General features: G+C 45.1%; 20 protein-coding genes. 12 read left to right on the top strand and 8 right to left on the bottom strand.

What is annotated here, in order from left to right; genetic code table 11:
* Nucleotide 1: 1 nt before the first annotated feature.
* Nucleotides 2-1,024, bottom strand: coding sequence for an arginine N-succinyltransferase (locus tag ACFQS8_RS03405; RefSeq protein WP_382165720.1), 1,023 nt, complete (start codon nucleotides 1,022-1,024; stop codon nucleotides 2-4).
* A 157-nt stretch (nucleotides 1,025-1,181) separates the two neighbouring features.
* On the opposite strand from ACFQS8_RS03405, the gene kdsA reads away from it, so the two are divergent.
* Entirely contained in the window at nucleotides 1,182-2,030 is an 849-nt protein-coding gene (gene kdsA, locus ACFQS8_RS03400) for a 3-deoxy-8-phosphooctulonate synthase (protein ID WP_382165718.1), read from the top strand.
* An 88-nt stretch (nucleotides 2,031-2,118) separates the two neighbouring features.
* Complete coding sequence (locus ACFQS8_RS03395) at nucleotides 2,119-3,216, top strand: glycosyltransferase family 4 protein (protein WP_382165716.1); 1,098 nt, start codon at nucleotides 2,119-2,121, stop codon at nucleotides 3,214-3,216.
* Between the two features lie 39 nt (nucleotides 3,217-3,255).
* Here ACFQS8_RS03395 and galE read toward each other — a convergent pair whose 3' ends face one another.
* The 4 genes from galE to ACFQS8_RS03375 form a co-directional block, all read right to left on the bottom strand.
* On the bottom strand, nucleotides 3,256-4,224 hold the full coding sequence (gene galE / locus ACFQS8_RS03390) for a UDP-glucose 4-epimerase GalE (RefSeq protein ID WP_382165714.1): 969 nt from the start codon (nucleotides 4,222-4,224) through the stop codon (nucleotides 3,256-3,258).
* A 164-nt stretch (nucleotides 4,225-4,388) separates the two neighbouring features.
* On the bottom strand, nucleotides 4,389-5,174 hold the full coding sequence (locus ACFQS8_RS03385; protein WP_382165712.1) for an enoyl-CoA hydratase-related protein: 786 nt from the start codon (nucleotides 5,172-5,174) through the stop codon (nucleotides 4,389-4,391).
* 128 nt (nucleotides 5,175-5,302) lie between these two features.
* Nucleotides 5,303-5,974, bottom strand: coding sequence for a uracil-DNA glycosylase (locus tag ACFQS8_RS03380; RefSeq protein ID WP_382165710.1), 672 nt, complete (start codon nucleotides 5,972-5,974; stop codon nucleotides 5,303-5,305).
* Between the two features lie 93 nt (nucleotides 5,975-6,067).
* Complete coding sequence (locus ACFQS8_RS03375) at nucleotides 6,068-6,628, bottom strand: LabA-like NYN domain-containing protein (protein WP_382165708.1); 561 nt, start codon at nucleotides 6,626-6,628, stop codon at nucleotides 6,068-6,070.
* Between the two features lie 5 nt (nucleotides 6,629-6,633).
* Here ACFQS8_RS03375 and folK point away from each other — a divergent pair, with 5 nt between their 5' ends.
* The 9 genes from folK to ACFQS8_RS03330 all read left to right on the top strand — a co-directional run bounded on the left by folK (nucleotide 6,634) and on the right by ACFQS8_RS03330 (nucleotide 13,971).
* Nucleotides 6,634-7,218 carry a 2-amino-4-hydroxy-6-hydroxymethyldihydropteridine diphosphokinase gene (folK, locus tag ACFQS8_RS03370; RefSeq protein WP_382165706.1) on the top strand — a complete coding sequence of 195 codons (585 nt, stop codon included), beginning with the start codon at nucleotides 6,634-6,636 and terminating at the stop codon, nucleotides 7,216-7,218.
* A gap of 117 nt (nucleotides 7,219-7,335) precedes the next feature.
* Nucleotides 7,336-7,686, top strand: a complete 351-nt coding sequence (rpoZ, locus tag ACFQS8_RS03365) for a DNA-directed RNA polymerase subunit omega (protein ID WP_382165703.1) — start codon at nucleotides 7,336-7,338, stop codon at nucleotides 7,684-7,686.
* Nucleotides 7,687-7,705: 19 nt separating this feature from the next.
* A complete protein-coding gene (locus tag ACFQS8_RS03360) occupies nucleotides 7,706-9,961 on the top strand; it encodes a RelA/SpoT family protein (protein WP_382165701.1) in 2,256 nt (751 codons plus the stop codon).
* Between the two features lie 17 nt (nucleotides 9,962-9,978).
* A complete protein-coding gene (pyrE, locus tag ACFQS8_RS03355; RefSeq protein ID WP_382165699.1) occupies nucleotides 9,979-10,560 on the top strand; it encodes an orotate phosphoribosyltransferase in 582 nt (193 codons plus the stop codon).
* Nucleotides 10,560-11,306, top strand: a complete 747-nt coding sequence (locus tag ACFQS8_RS03350; protein ID WP_382165697.1) for a pyridoxine 5'-phosphate synthase — start codon at nucleotides 10,560-10,562, stop codon at nucleotides 11,304-11,306. Before pyrE ends, ACFQS8_RS03350 begins: the two co-directional genes overlap by 1 nt.
* Before the next feature lie 2 nt (nucleotides 11,307-11,308).
* On the top strand, nucleotides 11,309-11,719 hold the full coding sequence (gene acpS, locus ACFQS8_RS03345; RefSeq protein WP_382165695.1) for a holo-ACP synthase: 411 nt from the start codon (nucleotides 11,309-11,311) through the stop codon (nucleotides 11,717-11,719).
* The gene (gene rnc, locus ACFQS8_RS03340; protein ID WP_382165693.1) at nucleotides 11,719-12,489 is read left to right on the top strand and encodes a ribonuclease III; all 771 of its coding nucleotides are present in this window, start codon (nucleotides 11,719-11,721) and stop codon (nucleotides 12,487-12,489) included. Before acpS ends, rnc begins: the two co-directional genes overlap by 1 nt.
* Nucleotides 12,490-12,526: 37 nt before the next feature.
* Nucleotides 12,527-13,501: a GTPase Era gene (gene era, locus ACFQS8_RS03335; RefSeq protein ID WP_382166579.1), complete on the top strand. Its 975-nt coding sequence runs from the start codon at nucleotides 12,527-12,529 to the stop codon at nucleotides 13,499-13,501.
* Between the two features lie 89 nt (nucleotides 13,502-13,590).
* Nucleotides 13,591-13,971, top strand: a complete 381-nt coding sequence (locus ACFQS8_RS03330; RefSeq protein ID WP_382165691.1) for a hypothetical protein — start codon at nucleotides 13,591-13,593, stop codon at nucleotides 13,969-13,971.
* Nucleotides 13,972-13,985: 14 nt separating this feature from the next.
* On the opposite strand, the gene ACFQS8_RS03325 is transcribed toward ACFQS8_RS03330, so the two are convergent.
* Nucleotides 13,986-14,777, bottom strand: coding sequence for a glycosyltransferase family 2 protein (locus ACFQS8_RS03325; protein ID WP_382165689.1), 792 nt, complete (start codon nucleotides 14,775-14,777; stop codon nucleotides 13,986-13,988).
* Nucleotides 14,778-14,864: 87 nt separating this feature from the next.
* Nucleotides 14,865-16,151 carry a DUF3089 domain-containing protein gene (locus ACFQS8_RS03320; RefSeq protein WP_382165687.1) on the bottom strand — a complete coding sequence of 429 codons (1,287 nt, stop codon included), beginning with the start codon at nucleotides 16,149-16,151 and terminating at the stop codon, nucleotides 14,865-14,867.
* Nucleotides 16,152-16,469: 318 nt separating this feature from the next.
* Between ACFQS8_RS03320 and ACFQS8_RS03315 the strand changes: the two genes are divergently transcribed.
* A complete protein-coding gene (locus ACFQS8_RS03315; protein WP_382165685.1) occupies nucleotides 16,470-17,276 on the top strand; it encodes a DUF502 domain-containing protein in 807 nt (268 codons plus the stop codon).
* Here the strand turns inward: ACFQS8_RS03315 and recG are convergent.
* Nucleotides 17,273-19,339, bottom strand: a complete 2,067-nt coding sequence (gene recG, locus ACFQS8_RS03310) for an ATP-dependent DNA helicase RecG (RefSeq protein WP_382165682.1) — start codon at nucleotides 19,337-19,339, stop codon at nucleotides 17,273-17,275. The two genes, ACFQS8_RS03315 and recG, sit on opposite strands and share 4 nt — an antisense overlap.
* Nucleotides 19,340-19,403: the final 64 nt, after the last annotated feature.

The following is a 19,403-nucleotide window of genomic DNA, read 5'->3' as shown; positions in this document are numbered from 1 at the left end:
TCTATCCTTTCGCTTGAATTTTTGCGCGGCGGTCTGTGTGGCGTGTCGCAGCTATCCATAGTTTGGAGTGGTCAACCAATCCAAATTTTTCAGCAACGTTTGAAGGGGCTGTTTGATTGCGTAAATCAGCCTTAGCAATTGTGGCTCTAAATTCATTGCCTTGGCCCGTAAATAACATTGCATAATCGCCGTCAGTTGTTTCACTGAGTTTTTCTGTTTGAGTGGCCGTGCGTGCGATAGACGTATCCGCAATATCGCATTTAATAGCTGGGCCCCCATCAAACACATCACACAGGTCAGTTTTCTTAAATCCCGCATTCATTAATAGATCCATCGCCTTTCCCGAGAGACGGTGTGGGCGGCCTATATAATCTTTAGCCTCTGGTGGCAGAAGATTGAGTAAGATGGGCAGGCTCGGAATCAATTCAGCGATAAATCGGCTGTCGCTCGCACTAAGTTCATCTGCCTCCTTGAAGGGAAGGTCTATGAATTTTGCGGCTATGAAGTTCCAGAATGGAGCATTCCCATCTTCACCCATCCAGCCACGAATATCAGCCATAAGGGTGTTGGAGAAAAGATCTCGGTGCTGATCAATGAATGCAAGACGGCCCAATGAAAGCAATCTTCCTACGCCACCACCGCGAACATCTTTAGATAGGAACAAAGTCGCAAGTGCTGTATGCCCATCAAATTCGGTAGAAAATTGTAGGCTATCATGGTTTGTCGATAGGTCCGGTTCTGTAGAACGCCGACTATGATGACTTAATTTAAAGCTACAATAGGGGCGTTCTCGCCCAAGGCGAGGGAGAATTGCCGACATTCCCGCAACTTTCCCTTCAACTTCGACAACGAAGAAAAGGCGGTTTGCGTTTTTATCTCCTTTGAGGAAGCGATAGGTCTCATCAATATAGCTTGCGATTTTATCAGGTGTACGCGGAACTGTCGTAAGGCCAGCACCCAAAGAGCTGGTGAGTGCAGCCAGTCCATCAATATCATCGGGTTTTGCTAATCTTAAAATGTTCACTTACGATTCCTTTTAGTTTGTTTTCTTGCTACCAATGATAGGCATTTCAATAATCGTTTCTATGGCGTTTCTGATATCAATATGTGGGTTTCGCTTTCCATTTGGTGTGGGAATGCCTACATAGCGACTAGAATCGTTCTTAGTTGAGGAGTCTACCGTGAGCGTTAATGCCCTGAATTCAACAGTCGAGATTGCTTGCAAGCGAGGCACTATCAAAGTCGGGCCGGATGCTCCTTTGACATTTTTCCTAGGTCCGTGTGCTTTGGAAAGCAGAGAGCACGCATTGTTTATGTCGAATGCGATCTTAGAAATCGCTGAAAAACTTGCTGCGCAAGTTGTTTACAAAACATCATTTGATAAAGCCAACCGTACAAGCATAAAGGGATATCGTGGTATGGAGCTGGATGAAGCTCTTGATATCTTTGCGGAAGTAAAAGAAAAAACTGGTCTGCCAATGCTGACAGATGTTCACCTACCTGAGCAATGTGAAAAAGTTGCAAAGGTTGTTGATGTTTTGCAAATACCAGCTTTCCTGTGTCGTCAGACGGATATGCTTCAAGCAGCCGCTGAGACAGGGCGTGTTGTGAAGGTGAAAAAGGGCCAATTCCTCGCTCCGTGGGACATGAAGAATGTCGTCGATAAACTTGTCGCGATGGGCGCAAAAGACGTATTACTGACAGAGCGTGGTTCCTCTTTTGGATATAATGCACTCGTAACTGATATGCGCGGTTTGCCGGAGATGGCAGCAATGGCACCCGTCGTAATTGATGCGACACATTCCGTGCAACAGCCTGGTGGTAAAGGCGGCTCGACAGGTGGGCAACGTGAATACGTGCCAGTCATCGCAAAAGCGGCAGTTGCTGTGGGTGTTTCTGGTGTTTTCCTTGAGACACATCAAGACCCTGATACAGCACCATCAGACGGCCCAAATATGGTGATTTTATCTCAGTTGGAAAAACTGATGAGTGAATTGATCCAAATTAATGCGCTAGTAAAAAGCTTCTAATTTGCTTTGAAACAGTCTAACGAGAAAGCCGTATACGATAGAGTGTACGGCTTTTTTGTGCGCTGAATTTATGGGGTAGGGTGAGATATTGTCTAACAAAAAATTTGCTATAAATGGATCATTTCTCCATCGAGACCCCTATGCTGAAAGTCTTGTCGCGCAAGAGTATCTTAGAGCATTCTATACGCTAAGGTCTGACGATAAATATCGAGATTTACTAACTGACCTAGAATTATACTTGTGCGATGCTCCACACTCTAATGTCGTGGGTGCACCATTTCCAATTCGACAACGGGGCAATCTTCCACGCCCGCTTTGGCAGCAAATGATTTTGCCATCTATGGCGAGCGATAAATTCTTACTGAGTTTTTGTAATATCGGCCCAATGTTTAAATCGAATGCTGCTGTGTTCATTCATGACGCCAATGTTTATGAAAGCCCAATTTCATTTTCGGCGAACTTCGTTCGCTATACCAAATTTTTGAACAAGATGATGGGGCGCAATGCTCGTCGTATCTACACGGTGTCCAGCTATTCAGCAGAGGCGCTGCAGAGGCACAACATAGCACAAGCAGACCATATAAAGGTGATACACAATGGGGTAGATCACGTCCTACGTACACCTAGCAGTTTGGCAATTTTAGAAAAATATGGCTTAACAAAAAACGGGTATGTATTGGGGTTATCGAATTCTTATAAGCATAAGAATATGCGAGTTGTTATGGATGTGTTTGATCCACTAAAAATGACTCAAGATATTGAAATGCCTTTGGTATTGTTCGGCCCTGATGTCAAAGAGACCTTCCAAGACGAAGGCATAGAATCATCGAAAAATGTGATTTTTACGGGTTACATTCCTGAAGGGGAACGTCGCGCCTTATATGAGAATGCATTATGCTTTGTTTATCCCTCAAAACATGACGGTTTCGCCCTAACTCCAGCCGAAGCTTTGAGGTTGGGGTGTCCAGTTATAGCAACGCGCTCAGCATCAATCCCAGAAATATGCGGAGATTCAGTGCTTTACGTTAGTGCGGATAATTCAAATGAGTGGCATGAAGCCATCATTTCACTAAGAGACAATGCAGAAATGCGCGCAGAATATTGTGCTCGCGGGCCATTTCAAACCCAATTTTATACTTGGGATAAATCAGCGCGCAATTTACTAGATGATTTGCTAACCTTGTAAAAGTGAAACGAAGTAACACTTTGAATTACATGGTTTAAATCATTTTTTGTGCCAATTCCAAGCAGAGTTTACAATATTTTCGATATCTGAAAATTTAGGTTCCCAACCAAGAACCGTTTTCGCGTGGCTAGCATCTGCATATAATGCAGGCGGATCGCCCGCGCGACGAGGGCCTATGGCCAATTTAAGCGGCTTTCCTGATGCTTTTTCGACTGCGTTCGCAATTTCTCTTACCGTTGTACCATTTCCGGTACCTAAATTGAAAACATCACTTTTACCGCCTTTAAACAAGTAATCCAAGGCCCGTTTGTGCGCATCTGCCAAATCGTCAACATGAATATAGTCACGAACGCACGTTCCATCCCGCGTTTCGAAGTCATCACCCAATATAGTAAATGTGTAGTCATCTGACATTGCGCCTCGAATAGCGAGCGGAATGACATGTGTTTCTGGTTCGTGGCGCTCGCCTATACGTGCTTGAGCATCGGCACCTGCGGCATTAAAATATCGTAGTGCTACATATTCAAAATCATGGGCGTTTGAATAATCTGCTAATATACGTTCGACCATCAACTTTGAAGAACCATAGGGATTGATTGGTGCTTGTGGGTGACTTTCGTCAATAGGCATACGTTGGGGGACGCCATACGTTGCGCAAGTTGAAGAGAATATCATCTTGCTCACATTCGAAGCAGTCATGGCTTCCATAAGGTTGAGCGTGCCCATAACGTTGTTACGATAATATGTTTCTGGTGAAGTGACAGACACTCCTACTAAGCTAAGTGCCGCAAAGTGTGCCACTGCATCAGGCTTCACTTCGTCAATGGCTTTAGATATAGCGTCGCGATCAAGAAGGTCTCCTTCAATAAGGTCACCCCATTGCACGAACTCTTTCCACCCTGTGGAAAGATTATCGAAAACAGTGACATCCCAACCTGCATCCGCAAATAATTTGCAGCAATGGCTACCGACATATCCAGCGCCGCCAGTTACAAGTAGTTTTGTCATATTCGCGTCCCGATCTTGTAAAAAGTCATCTTGAATAATTCAGTTATGCCAAGATGCATATCCATTATCGAGTTTGCATAACATTATCGTTACGTAAATTGTGAAAATTTAGCAGTCTCTATGCAAAACAATCGGGATGCGTACTTTTTTCAAGCAATTAGTGATTAGTTGCCTCTAAATTTAGGCAACCGTTTCTGCATGAACGCCATGACTCCCTCTAGGAAGTCATTCGTGCGACCTGCTTTTGTTTGAAATTCAGCTTCTAAAGCTAATTGTTCATCTATTGTGGTGTTAATAGCTTTCCATGCGAGTTTGCGCGTCAAGCTAAGGGCAATTGGAGCGCCATTAGTCAGTTTTTGTGCGATGCCCATAACCGTGCTTTCAAGCGCATCATCTTCAACGACTTGATTTATCATGCCAATCTGCTTTGAAGTTTCAGCGTCATATTGTTCACCTAACAACATCATTTCACTGGCACGAGCACGTCCAACCGAGTGGGCAAGGAAAAATGCCGATGCACCGTCGGGAATTAGACCAATCTTACAGAATGCTTGCTGAAAATAAGCGCTTTTCCCTGCAATTATGAGGTCGCACGCTAAGGCCAGAGAGCAGCCAAACCCCACAGCAGGGCCGTTTACGGATGCAATGATAGGGACAGGCGAATCAATCAAAGCCTTAACAAGTGGCGTATAGTGGTCGGTTAGCATTTGGCCTAGATCTCTGTCTGGGCCGTTTGAAACGCCAGAGCCAGCAAGATTAGCTCCAGAGCAAAACGCGCGGCCTGCTCCAGTGATTACGATAACGCGTGCTTCTTTGCCTGCTTTTATGATAGAGCTAGTGAGCTCTGCATTCACCTGCGGTGTTAATGCATTCATTACATCAGGTTGGTTGAGTTTGATAACTGCGATATCGTTTTCGTAGGTGTAGCTTACAGTTTTTAAATCGGTCATCGCAACGCTTCCTCGTATTGCTGACTCAAGTCCATTATAGGCTTGGTTGGCGGAATAATATTTGCCTTAGAATGTACTATAAAGTCAGTTCTGCAAGTCGTGCCGTTGGGGCAATGTTTGATTTTCGTTTAGGAAGATGCGCTTATTGTGCTGACGATTGCTTGAAAGACATCTTCAAACATTTGGGTCGTGAGGCGACCAGTATTCGTGTTGTATCTAGAGCAATGGTAGCTATCAATCATCGTGATTGGACCAGCAGGGCTATTGAGATTGTGTTGGGCACCGTGACCAAACTTAAAGTCAGTCAATCTTCCACCCAGAGTTTTCACCGTTGAGTCGTGCGCTATTTTTCCAAGTGCTAATACAACTTTTAAATTGGACAAATTGCGCATACGCGAAATCAAGAATGGTCGACAATTGTTGATTTCTGGTCCTGTAGGTTTGTTTTGCGGTGGAACGCATCGCACAGCATTTGTAATCATGGCGTCTATTAGCTCTAAGCCATCATCTGGTCGCGAGTCATAAGTGCCTTTAGAAAATCCGAATTTTGAAAGTGTGGCGTAAAGTAGGTCTCCGGCATAATCGCCTGTAAATGGACGTGCAGTTCGGTTGGCTCCTGTAACTCCCGGCGCTAAACCTACAATAAGTAGTTTGGCATTTTCCGGCCCAAAAGAGGGGACTGGTGCGTTGAACCAATCAGGGTGTTTGGTGCGACATTCATCCAAATATTCCACCAATCGGGGGCATCTACGACAGTCGAGAGGGGCTTCAGGTGGAAAAAGCTCTATATCATCGGCCATGTTGATGTTCCCCATAATGACTTTACTAAATAATTCCTCACTGCGTCTGCTATAGTGGTTAGATTAAAAGAATTAGAAGTCTAGCCCTCAGGTTTAGGGCTGTTCGTCAGATGTGCTGTCGTCGCGACCTTCTCGTCCTATTATATTCACGAGGTCGTTCAAATCTATAAAATTATCTGCAGCGCGTCTTAAATCATCAGAAATCATTGGAGGTTGTGTTTTTACAGATGAGACGATGGATACGCGTAGGCCGCGATCTTGAAGCGCTTTAACAAGTACGGTTAAGTCACCATCACCTGAGAATAAGACGACATGATCCAAGCGGTCGGCTAAAGTGAGCATGTCCACGGCGATTTCTACATCCATGTCACCTTTTACACGGCGGCGGCCGGACGCGTCCGTAAATTCTTTGGCTGGTTTTGTGACGACATTATACCCATTATATTGAAGCCAATCTACAAGAGGGCGAATGGGAGAATATTCTTCATTTTCAATAAGAGCGGTGTAATAATAGGCGCGCAAGAGGCGGCCTTTTTTTCTAAATTCACTTAACAAGCGACGATAATCGAGTTCTATGTTTAATGTTTTCGCGGCGGAATATAGATTTGCGCCATCAATAAATAGGGCTATCCGCTCGTCTTTGTAAAAGGCCATTACGAATGTCACTCCCAGCAACACGGGTTAGTAAAAATGGCACAAGTGAAAGTACACGCGGACAGGGGCGAGTGTATGTCGCCCTTGGAAGCAATGCCGCATTTACCGATGATAATAAGTATCGGTTGGAAGGCGCGGGTCTGTTTCAGTCTGTCCTGCATGCTTTACAGCGTGCCGGCATAGTTACATTACAAAAATCAAGTCTTTGGTTGTCCCCCGCATGGCCAGACCCGACTCTTGGAGATTTTTATAACGCTGTAGTCGAGTTAGCCCTTTCTGATAACAATGCGCAAGCTTTAATGCTGCATCTTCTTGCATTAGAGGATGAATTTGGCCGAAAACGAAGTGTAAAGAATGCATCTAGGACACTAGACTTGGATTTGATTGATTATCGACAGATAATTTGTAATGCTCGATACGATGGGGACTTAATTTTACCTCACCCTAGGTTGCATGAACGTTCTTTTGTGTTGTCACCATTGTTAGAGATCGCGCCGAATTGGTATCATCCAGTTTTAAAATGTTCGGGTGCTGCACTAGAAAAAAATGCACAGAATGAGTGGCCAGCGACAAAAATTGGCTCTTTTTGAACATTCTTAGTGAAATAGCCACAAGTATGACACGAATATTCTCAATATTTAGCATTATACGGGTTGAGTCACAGGAAGAACTAGCATAGCTAATTCGTTTGGCAGGAGAACACATATATGGCACGCGTCACCGTCGAAGATTGCATCGAAAAAGTACCAAACCGCTTTCAGCTTGTTTTGTTGGCTGGGCATCGCGCACGCATGATCCGCGCAGGATCTGAATTAACTGTTGAGCGCGATGATGATAAAGACCCAGTTGTGTCTTTACGTGAGATTGCAGGCGATGGTGTTGACTTAGGCCTCGTAAAAGAAAGCTATGTTTCCGAGCTTCAAGAAGTGCGTCCGAACGAAGAGGCAGAAAAAGAAGAAGACCGCTTGGCGCTTCAAGCTGCTCCAACACGTTCTGAAGAAGACGTTATTCGCGCGTACCAAGCAGAGCTAGAGAACGCACGCGAAGACCGTTACTAGATAAATTAAGTGAGGTGAAATGGCTGACGACACGTCAGAATTCCATACCGCCTTGCGCGAACCAAGCCTGCCGACAGGTAAGGGGCGTCGGTTTTTGCGTCAGTATGAGCTTGTGGAGCGTGTGCTCTCATATCAGCCTGATGCAGATGAAGATGCTCTAAACCGGGCCTACGTGTACGCTATGGTCAAGCACGGGTCGCAAAAACGTCATTCTGGCGACCCATATTATGCTCATCCTGTGTCAGTTGCAGGTATTCTTACAGATCTAAAATTAGACTACTCCACTATTATTGCTGGTCTTCTGCATGATACTGTCGAAGATACTGATGCAACGCTTGAAGAAATTGAAGAAATTTTTAGCAAGGATGTCGCCGAACTTGTAGACGGTGTGACGAAGTTGACCCAATTGGAGTCTTCTAGTCGTGCCGCAAAGCAGGCGGAAAATTTTCAAAAATTTATATTGGCAACCACCAAAGACATTCGCGTATTGCTGGTGAAGCTGGCTGATCGTCTGCATAATATGCGTACTATTAAGTTTATGCCAAAGCCGGAAAGTCGCCTACGTATTGCTCAGGAAACGATAGATATATATGCGCCGCTTGCAAGAAGGACAGGCTTGTCAATTTTTGCAGGAGAGTTGGAAGATCTTGCATTTTCAGTATTAAACCCTGAAGCAAGAGAAACGATTGAAAAGCGTTTGGCTGAGATGGCGGCCGATGCTGTGGATGATATTGAGCGCATACAATCAGATATCGAAGTCCTAATGAGCGTAAACGGTATCACTGGTGATATTCGGGGGCGGCTGAAGCGTCCCTATAGCATATGGCGAAAGCTCGAAACAAAAGCCATCTCTTTCAAAGATTTAGGAGATATTTTTGCTTTTAGGTTGATTGTGCCTTCTGTTGCTGACTGTTATCGCGCGCTAGGAATTGCCCACCAGCATTGGGCGGCGCTTTCTGGTCGGTTTAAAGATTACATTTCGGTTCCCAAACCTAATGGCTATCAATCAATCCATACAACTTTCCAAGGGCCGGGAAACCGTCGTGTGGAGTTACAGATACGTACACCGCAAATGGATGAAATCGCAGCGCGCGGTATTGCGGCGCACTGGCGGTACAAGAATAAATCATACGGTTTCGATAAGGCGGGAGCAAAAGAGGCAGGACTAGACCCTGAAGACAGTCTACTAAGTTTTGCAGATATGCTTGAGCATGGCGCTGATCCGGAAGAGTTCCTAGAGCATGCCAAAATGGAGATGTATCGTGATACGGTGTTCGCGTTTACGCCTCGCGGTCGTCTTGTAAAACTACCTGTTGGTGCAATGCCCCTTGATTTTGCTTACGCTGTGCATACCGCAGTGGGAGATCAATGTGTTGGGGTAAGGATTAATGGTGTCGAACGTCCTTTGCGAACATTAATCCAAAACGGCGATACGATAGAAATTATAAGAAATGAACGGGTAGAGCCGCCGGCAAATTGGCGAAGTTTAGTTGTAACAGGTCGTGCACGTTCCGCTATTCGTCGGTTGACGAGAGATAAAGAGCAAGAAGAGTTCATGAAATTGGGGCGTCAAAAGCTGAATTTAGCTCTGCGCAGAATCGGCTTGGACCCAATTGATATCAAGTTCAGAGAAATAGCGGCACAAAACAGCATTGATTCTACAGAAGAGATGCTCGAAGAGCTGGGACGTGGCTTTATTGATTTAAAAGAGCTGTTGAGCAAAACATTCCCTGAACAAGTTGAAAGTGAAATGCTTGAAGGACGTCACGTTATTGATGATGACGAAACGCAGACCTTGCTTTCGGGTGAAAGGTTGCAACCGGGTATCGCTCTGCACCTTTCGGAGTGTTGTTCGCCATTGCCGGGTGACCGCATTGTTGGTGTGCAAAAGCCCGGAAAAGGGGTTGATGTTCATGTGATTGATTGTGAACAATTGGTTTTATATGAAGATGAACCAGAAGTGTGGGTAGATTTGAGTTGGGACCCTATAGCTTCAACAGACTTTTTTGCGGTCAGCAGAGTGTTGATAACGATTTCAAACCAGCGTGGCTCTTTAGCAGTTGTATGTAAAACCATCTCTGAAGCGAGTGGAAACATAATCAATGTTGCTATTCGCAATAGAGGTGAAGACTTTTTTGATTTCCAATTTGATATAGAAGTCGAAGACAAACGTCGTTTGACGCAAATTATCGCTGCACTTCGAGCATTAAGCGCGGTAGAGAATGTTGAGCGTATAAGAGGTGCTAAATTTGCCGCCTCAAAGCACGACGATTAAAATAAGGATCAGGGCAAGTGAAGACTGAAGACGTATTAAATGAGTTCCGCAAAGTGGATGCATTATTGGAGGGACATTTTATATTGTCTTCTGGGCGTCGTAGTCCGGTGTTTTTACAAAAGGCACTTGTGTTTTCTCACCCAGAGACTTCAGAAAAATTATGTGCTGCATTAGCTGAAAAATTAAAAGCACAGTTTGGTCAGATAGACGTCGTGTGTGGACCGGCCGTTGGTGGGTTGATTCCTGGGTACGAAACTGCGCGAGCACTTGGATGTCGTGCTATTTTTACAGAACGCCAAGATGGCAAAATGACTTTGCGCCGCGGGTTTGACATTAAAAAAGGTGAACGCGTAGTCGTTGTTGAAGATATCGTAACAACAGGCCTATCAATGCGTGAAACCTTTGACGCTCTCAACTTGTTTGATGGTGATGTTATTGGGGGAGCATGTGTAGTGGATCGCTCAAATGGAAAAACAGATGTGGGATTACCTCTTGTATCTCTAGCTGCTGTTGATTTTCCTGACTATGATGCCAACGACCTTCCTACTGAGCTTGAGGCCATCCCAGCTATTAAGCCAGGAAGTCGGGGATTGAAGTAATGCCTTTGCCACGCGCGCGCTTGGGCGTGAATATTGACCATGTTGCCACCATACGTAATGCAAGAGGTGGCACATGGCCTGATCCGGCACGTGCGGCAAAGTTAGCGCGTGATGCGGGAGCAGATGGTATTACTATTCACTTGCGCGAAGATCGCAGGCATATCCGTGATGGTGATTTAGAAGCTGTAAGCGGTGCAATGGAATTGCCTATCAATCTTGAAATGGCAACAACAGAAGAGATGCTTCAGATCGCGCTAAAGTTTAAGCCTCATGCAGTATGTCTCGTTCCAGAAAAACGTGAAGAACGCACGACAGAGGGTGGTCTTGATGTCGCGCGCCTTCACAATACAGTAGCTCCATTTGTTCGACGCCTTAATGCGAATGGCTCACGTGTTTCACTCTTTATTGAGCCAGATCTTGTGCAGGTTGCAGTAGCTGAAGCTATTGGAGCTCCAGTTGTTGAGCTGCATACGGGTAAATATGTCGAACATGTAAACGCAGGTGAGTTGGAAGAAGCAAGTGCAGAACTTGAACGCTTAAAATTAGCAGCCTCAGAGGGTAAAAGGCGTGGAATAGAGGTTCATGCTGGGCATGGGCTAACATATGAAACAATTAAACCTGTCGCTCAAATCCCAGAAATTGCAGAATTTAACATTGGGCATTTTTTAATTGGTGAAGCAATATTTGTAGGCCTAGAAGATGCTGTGCGAAAAATGCGTGAACTCATTGATGAGGCGCGTGCATAGGCATGATATTGGGCATTGGTCAGGACTTGACTGATATAAGGCGAATTGAAACCTCTCTATCGAGGTTTGGGGACCGCTTTACCAACAGGGTGTTCACGCAAGTTGAGAGAGATTTGGCTGACAGCCGTCAAAAACGCGCAGATACCTATGCAAAACGCTTTGCCGCCAAAGAGGCGTGTGCCAAAGCGCTAGGGTGCGGTATTTGGCGAAATGGTGTAGCATGGCAAGACATGGGGGTCATAAATCAGGAAAATGGGCGGCCTACTTTAGTTTTAAATGGCGGCGCAAAAGAATATCTTGAAAAGATGACCCCGAAGGGTATGAAAGCTAATATTCACCTGACAATCACAGATGATTATCCCTATGCTCAAGCAATGGTGATTATCGATGCTATACCTTTGCGAGAGCCATAATGCCTAGACCTAATTCCAGCCATACAGGTAAACGTCGCCGTAATCGTGATCGTATTCGTCGCTCCACTCCGCCGCGATTGACAGACACAGCGCGCAAAGAATTGCAAAATATAATCGGCGTGAAGTTTAAAGATATCAGTCTGTTGGACCGTGCTTTTACGCACACAAGTTCAGTTCCTGGCGAGGCTGCTGACTGGAGCAATGAGCGGTTAGAATTTTTAGGTGATCGTGTTCTAGGGCTTGTTGTTGCTAGCCAATTGATTGCACGATTTGAAAAAGAGCGTGAGGGCGGTTTGGCACCGCGTTTGAATGCTTTGGTTAGCCGTGATACATGTGCGAAAATTGCGTCAGATCTTGGATTTGGACAATATCTAATTTTAGACGCGTCTGAGGCTTCTCGCGGTGGTGCGGAGAAGACATCTCTGTTGGCTGACGTCGCAGAATCTGTAATTGGCGCAATATATTTGGATGCAGGCCTCAAAGCCTCGGAAATATTTATCGTCAAGTATTGGAAAGAATATTTCAAAACGCTAAAAAATGCTCCACGTGACCCTAAATCTGCGCTTCAAGAATGGGCGCAGAAAGATGGACGTCCAGCGCCGGTCTATGAAAGTATAAATCGTACAGGGCCCGATCATGCTCCTGTGTTTACAATTGAAGTGCGTGTTGAGGGTGTTAAGCCTGTTGCAGGCGATGGTGCATCTAAGCAAGAAGCTGAGAGAGCTGCTGCAAGCGCCATGTTAGATAATCTTGGAGAATCCGTTGAGTAACGCATCTGAAGACTTTGAATCAAACCCTATAGATGGCGTGCAATCGTCTGGGGAGGATAATTCAAAGGAAGACTCGCGTGAAACACGCGCAGGATTTACTGCAGTAATTGGCTCGCCCAATGCTGGTAAATCGACTTTGGTAAACCGCTTAGTGGGTGCCAAAGTGTCTATTGTTACACATAAAGTACAGACAACAAGATTTCAGGTACGCGGCGTTATGATGCGCGGCGATGCTCAAGTTGTACTGGTTGATACACCGGGAATATTTGCACCTAAACATCGTTTAGACAGGGCAATGGTGAAATCAGCTTGGGATGGGGCCGAGGGAGCTGATCAAATTATTCATCTTGTTGATGCTAGTTCTCGGTCGCATAAAATAGACGATAAAATTACCGGTGCGGATAAAAATACCTTGAAAGATGATGCTCGCATCATCGCAGACTTAAAGGCTTCTGGACGTAAAGCTATTCTTGCTTTGAATAAGATTGACCTTTTTGATAGAGATGACCTTCTGCCAATTTCTCAAGAGCTGTTTGCAGAAGGTGTGTACTCTGATGTCTTTATGATCTCAGGATTACGCGGTGCTGGCATTAAGCAACTTGCAGATTTTATTGCTGAAAAGATGCCGGCGGGCCCATTCTTATTCCCTGAAGATCAAGCCGCGGACATGCCCTCTAGATTGTTAGCAGCTGAGGTTACTCGTGAAAAACTAATGCTGCGCCTTCATCAGGAATTGCCCTACCAGATGACAGTTGAAACGGAAAACTGGGAACGGTTTAAAGATGGCTCTATCCGTGTAGATCAAATTATTTACGTCACACGTGAAGGGCATCGGAAGATTGTCTTAGGCAAATCAGGCCGCGCTATTAAAGATATCGGCCAACAAGCTAGAAAAGAGCTTCAGGAAATTTTTGAAGTTCCAATTCACCTGTTTACCCGTGTGAAAGTTTCAGAAAAATGGGCAGAAAGTCGTGAACGCTTCTCTGCAATTGGCTTAGATTTTGATGTTTAACGTCGCTCAGGAATTTTGCGACATTTCTTGAAAAGTATTTTTACGCGTATCTGCTACTCCTAAGCTGTTGAAGGAGAAATGTAGTGATAATGCTTGAGAGACAATTATTTAGAGCGTTGTGGTCAGGATCGATGTTATTCTTGCTCATCGTTGTTGGTTGCGCATTATCTGTCGCTTTAATGGCGTATTATCAACAATATGAATTGGGATTGATATTCCCTGCCATTGGCGTGGGGTGCATGCTCTTTGGTGAAAAATTACTAAGAGCAATGGAAAGCGCTGGCGGTCAAGACCCAGGGGGGGCGGGTTCAACATTTGTACGCTCTATTGTTGTTGCTGTTGTCGTAATTTTGGTGCCAACTTTGTGTTGGGGCATGGTGTTGAGCGTCGCTAAACTCATGCTTATCGGAATGGATACAGCCGAGATTCCAAGAGATATCAGCGGGTTTTCACGTACTCTAGGTCTCTAAAAAAATGCGCGGGCCTATTTGTCATTTTTCAAAGCATCCTGCTTTGCCCAAGCCTCTCTAGCTTTTGCGAGACGAATATAACGTGCGAATGCGTATATAACGCTTTCGGTAAACCCGTTGACTCCAAATAGGATGTAACGCCTCAACAGCATCGACTTTAAAAATGCGGTTACCGGTTCTGTTATCATCCGCAGAGTGGAGGGGCGGCGCCCTTTTGCAAGCATATCTTCAGCTTGCATACTGCTGTAGCGATTGATTTTCTCAATAGCATGATGGTGGGACCTGAAACATCTATGATTAATGTGATACTTTAACTTACCGCTGCTTTCACCCTGATTTAAAACAACTGAATCGTGAACCAGTTCTGATTTAAATCCGGCTTTTTCCTTATTGTAGAGGCGCACAGGATCATTCGAGGGTGCAAAAGGGCGTGGTCCTTTGTCGAATGGAAAGCAAATAAGGATTGGAATTTGATAGCCTGCAAGTTGGGGCTCTGAACCATTCTCAAAAAGCGCTTCAATTTCACTGCGCAATGCTTCACTTACTTCCTCATCAGCATCAATATTAAGAAGCCATTTTTGAGAGCATAGCGTTTCACCGAAAACCTTTTGCGGTCCATAGCCAGACCAAGCATTATACACAACCCGTGCGCCTTCTTGCTCTGCCACTTTGACAGTTTCGTCAGTGCTGCCACTGTCAATGACGATCACTTCATGTACCCAATCTCGCACAGAGCGAACAACAGGTGCGATTCTATCAGCTTCATCTCTAGCGATAATAAACACGGAAAGAGGCAGTTTCTTCATATTATAGTCCATTGCCAGCAAGGATGAGATCAAGCTTTGAAGTGCGTAACTCTAAGGTTAAAAACCTAAAGACCCTTTGGGCTATATTTAGGGGGTGTCGAGAATTTTTTCTATTTTTTGAATTGGTGCAATTTCTATAGTTTCTATTGGGGGTAATGGTGGAGCAGGTTTTGGTGCATTCTTATCAAGCCAAGCGCTCGCTATGCGTGCGCGTTTTGCAGCATCAAACACAACATCAGAATAAAACAAATTATAAGCAGGCGTCATAGACTTGGCTGCTTGGTTTTCTGGCATTCGAAGAGACTTCTCAGAGGGCTTGCTGACAACTAGAAAGCCACCCACACACTGGCTTGCTATTGCTGCCTCTATAATTGTGGGTGCTTGGCCATCTGCAAGATTTGATGTATTTGCTGACCCACGATGAAGCTTGGGTGCAACCAGCTCCGAACTCGAGCCACCCATGCTAGGGTTGAAACACAACAATTCCTTGCTGGGAGATGATACGATCGCATTGTCATCTGTCCACTCAAGGGTACGTGAAAGTATATTTTGAGTACGAGCGCCATCGTTTTCATAGATTGTGTTCCATGATGCGATACAATGGATCTGCTCATCTGTATGACAAGGCTCAAACCCTGACACATTTTCTGAGGCAAAATCTTTTGTTGTCGGTGTTTCAATCAGGTAGCCAGCAACAAAAAGGCGTTTCATGTCTTCAGTTTGAAAGTGATCTTTAATTAGGCGTTGCGCATGTAATCCACCTTGTCCAACGCCAGCGATTATTATGGCTCTGCCTTGGTTATGTTCGCTCATATAAGTTTTGAATGCAGCTTCCACATCGCCGTAAGCAAGTGTCAGTGCCTTTTCAGAATTGCTTGATGCATGAAGCTCGGCAAATAGTGTCGCCTGTCTATAGTAGGGAGCATATACGGGTGCGGACGCCGCGAAAGGCGCGGCATAATTTGGCAGTATGTCAGCTTTTAATTTTAAGCGTGCATCGACGCTATCTATTGGAATGTTCCAGCGCGCAGCAGAATTAGATGTAGTGGAATGTACAAAAAACACATCTACGCCCCATGGTGTTTCCCACGCGCCTTCAGGCTTTTGAGTAGGAATAATCGCCCAAGAAGAGGTATCCAGATAATCAGGAATGTCGCTTTTTGGAAGTGTATATGATGAAGTAGGCGTAATAGCGTCCATATACCTTTGCGGTGCACCTGAAAGATACCAAATCGTACTAAAAACTCCAACAATAGCGAGTATAAGAGCACCGACGGCTAGATATGGAAATCTCGGGTTGAGATGACGCGCATAGCTTGGTTGAGACGAATTTGGAGAACCAGACTTTTGCTCAGGTTGTTGTTCGTGAACCAAGGGAGAAATCCTCTTTTAATCGGTGTTAAACGCATAGCGCTATGCGGTTTCTATAAATACGTTTTGTCATTCGCACCAATATGCGATGCTAGATTATTGCGCAATTATGTAGCGCACTACAGTCTGTTGGATTAAAATTTAGAAAATGGGCGTCCAAAACAGCTTATCACCTGATTTTGCTTTAATTCCGCTGCATTTCTATTGTTCTAAAGCTTTATACAATTGCTTTGTATCGCACAGAAGTAATCCCTATATACAAAGAAGTGCGATTCCATACGTATCACAATTTCTTCAACGAGCAGGGTAAAGCGCGTAGACATGGCCAAAAAGTCGAAAACGAAACAAGAAGAACATCTGTTTCATGTAAAGCCTAAACATAAAGCTGGTCCTTTGGCTTGGCTACGGTCTCGTTTCTTTACTGGGATTGTTGTAACTGCGCCTATCGCAATTACCGTGGGGCTTATTTGGGGGGTAATCACCTTTATTGATGATAAGGTGAAACCTCTTATTCCAAATCAATGGAACCCTGAAACGTATACACAATTTGCATTGCCCGGACTTGGTGTAATCGTTGTTGTCGTTAGTGTGCTTTTAATCGGTATCGTCACGGCTAATTTGATTGGTCGCTCGTTGGTTGGGGCGGGTGAAGGATTGATTGGGCGTGTTCCGCTTGTTCGAAACATTTATACAGCCATCAAACAAATCTTTGAGACTCTCGCCGCGAGCCAAACTGATAATTTCAAAGAGGTTGTCATGCTTGAATATCCACGCGAAGGTGCTTGGGCAGTTGGTTTTATCACTGCATCTGTACGTGGGGATATGGCGACAAAAATGCCGGGAATGGTTGGGGTGTTTGTTCCTACGACTCCTAACCCCACTTCAGGGTTTCTAATATACGTGAAACGAGAAGATCTAGTCAGTTTGGATATGTCGGTTGAAGATGGTGCAAAATTGATTATTTCAGCAGGTCTTGTTGTACCTGAGGTTGGAAAGATTGGCCCTAACCAACCAACTGTATCATCCATTGCAGGGAATGAAAAATTGAAACTTCCTGAAACGGATGATGTTACATCAGTGGAAAATACTCCTGCACCAACACCGAAAACAGAAGAAAAAATAGACTAGGTTTCTGTTACGATATTCGTCTTAAATAGTTCCGTCAGTAAAAGCGTAGATTCTGCGCTTTGTTGAGAGCTTGGTGGAGCGTCTTTACTAAGTCGTGCGCGAGAATCTTCACGTGCAATTGCGAATAGGTCTGCATGTTGTGTCAGGTCCAGCACTCTAAAGCGCGGCAGACCTGATTGTTGAAGGCCTAATAAATCGCCAGGGCCGCGTAGTTTGAAATCTGCTTCCGCAATTGCAAAACCGTCGTCTGTTTCTCGCAGTACATTTAAGCGTGCTTGGCCACTTTGTGTTAGAGGTGGCTTATATAAAAGGAGACAGGATGAGGGTTTGTCGCCACGTCCTACACGGCCACGCAATTGATGAAGTTGGGCGAGACCAAACCCTTCAGCGCGTTCAATAACCATGATTGTTGCTTCGGGTACGTCCACTCCAACTTCCACCACTGTAGTAGCAACGAGCACACTTGCATCACCTTTGCGAAAAGCATCTAACGCCGCGTCTTTTTCAGCGGGTGGCATTTTACCATGTACCAATGCGACAGGACGTTTCACAACATCGTCTAAAATCGCTTTGCGAACTGTTGCAGCTGAGTCTTCTGCGCCTTCTGCATCTACCGCAGGACATACCCAAAATGCACGTTCTCCTCGCTCAGATGCGCGAGAAACAGCTGCCATCACTTCTTCTATACGTTCCTCAGAGGCCACTCGTGTCGTGACTGGTTTTCTGCCAGCAGGTTTTTCATCCAATATAGAGGTGTCTAAGTCCCCATTAATTGCGGACGCCAATGTTCTGGGTATGGGTGTAGCGCTCATCATTAAGAGGTGGGGTGCTATTCCCTTATTCGTAAGTTTTAAGCGGTCTGCAACTCCAAAACGGTGTTGTTCATCGATGATAACCAACCCGAGGTCAGGAAATTCAACACCGGTTTGGTAAAGAGATTGTGTCCCAGATAAGCAATGTATTTTGCCATTCGCGACGCCTTCCATAACCTCGTTGCGGCGCTTTTTACTGTCACGACCCGTTAAAGCCTCACATCTATACCCAATAGGTGCCAAAAACGCTTCAAGAGCTTCAGCTTGTTGTCGGGCTAAAACTTCAGTTGGAGACATGAATGCAGTGAATTTTCCAGCAGCAGCAGTTTGTGCGACCGCGAGTGCGGCAACAAGCGTTTTACCTGACCCTACATCACCTTGCAGCATTCGGCGCATTGGCATTTTGCGGCCAATATCTGCTTGAATGTCATTAAATGCCTTTAGCTGGGCGCGTGTCGGTGAAAATTTAAGCGCATCCAAGAGGTTGTTGGTAGCATGTGGTTGTTTGGGAATAGGCGAAGAGGGCACTTTTAAGCGCTCTATGCGCACGTGCATCATAGCTATTTCACGTGCAAGGGCTTCATCATACGCAAGGCGTTCTCGTGCTAGCGCAAAAGCTTCCTCGTCCAAGATATCTGGCTGATGAAGTTGCTTCAATGCTTCATTGAAGCTTGGCCACTTTCGTTTCAGTAATAGTTCTGAATTGATCCACTCTGGTAAGGTTTCAAGTTCAGAGAGTGCGCCTGCAATCGCTTTTTGAAGCATACGAGATGAAACACCAGCAGTTAAACCATATACGGGTTCCACTTTGGGAGGCTTTTCGCCTTTTGCGGGGTTACACACATGGTCTGGATGCACCATTTGGCGTTGATTGTTAAAGTCTTCGATAAGCCCCGAGACGATCATTTCCTGATTCAGCGGGAACTGTTTTTGCAACCATGAAGGTTGTGCACGGAAGAACACCAACGTCAAAAAACCCGTGTCATCAATTAATCGAACACGAGTCGGTCCATTTCCGTGTCCTGCAAAAACAGAATCAACTGTTCCGCGTACCGTCGCAATTTCACCAACTATAGTATCAAAGAAAGACGGACGGACGCTCCGGTCAATCCAGTGCGTTGGTAAATGTAGTAATAAATCCAATACTTTATCGCCGCCCACTAGCTTTTGCAGCAGCGGGGCAGTTTTAGGACCAATGCCAGATAGGCTTTTTAAGTCCTTGAAAAATGGGAAGAGGATATCAGGTCTCATAATTAATTCACGGTATTGAGCATTGCACGACCTGACAATTACCTCAAACAGTCCTATGTGTCTT

It is taken from the genome of Hirschia litorea (assembly GCF_042665075.1).
Lineage (GTDB): Bacteria > Pseudomonadota > Alphaproteobacteria > Caulobacterales > Hyphomonadaceae > Hirschia > Hirschia litorea.
Note: the sequence above shows the minus strand (reverse complement) of the source record. Positions and strands in the feature narration are given on the sequence as shown.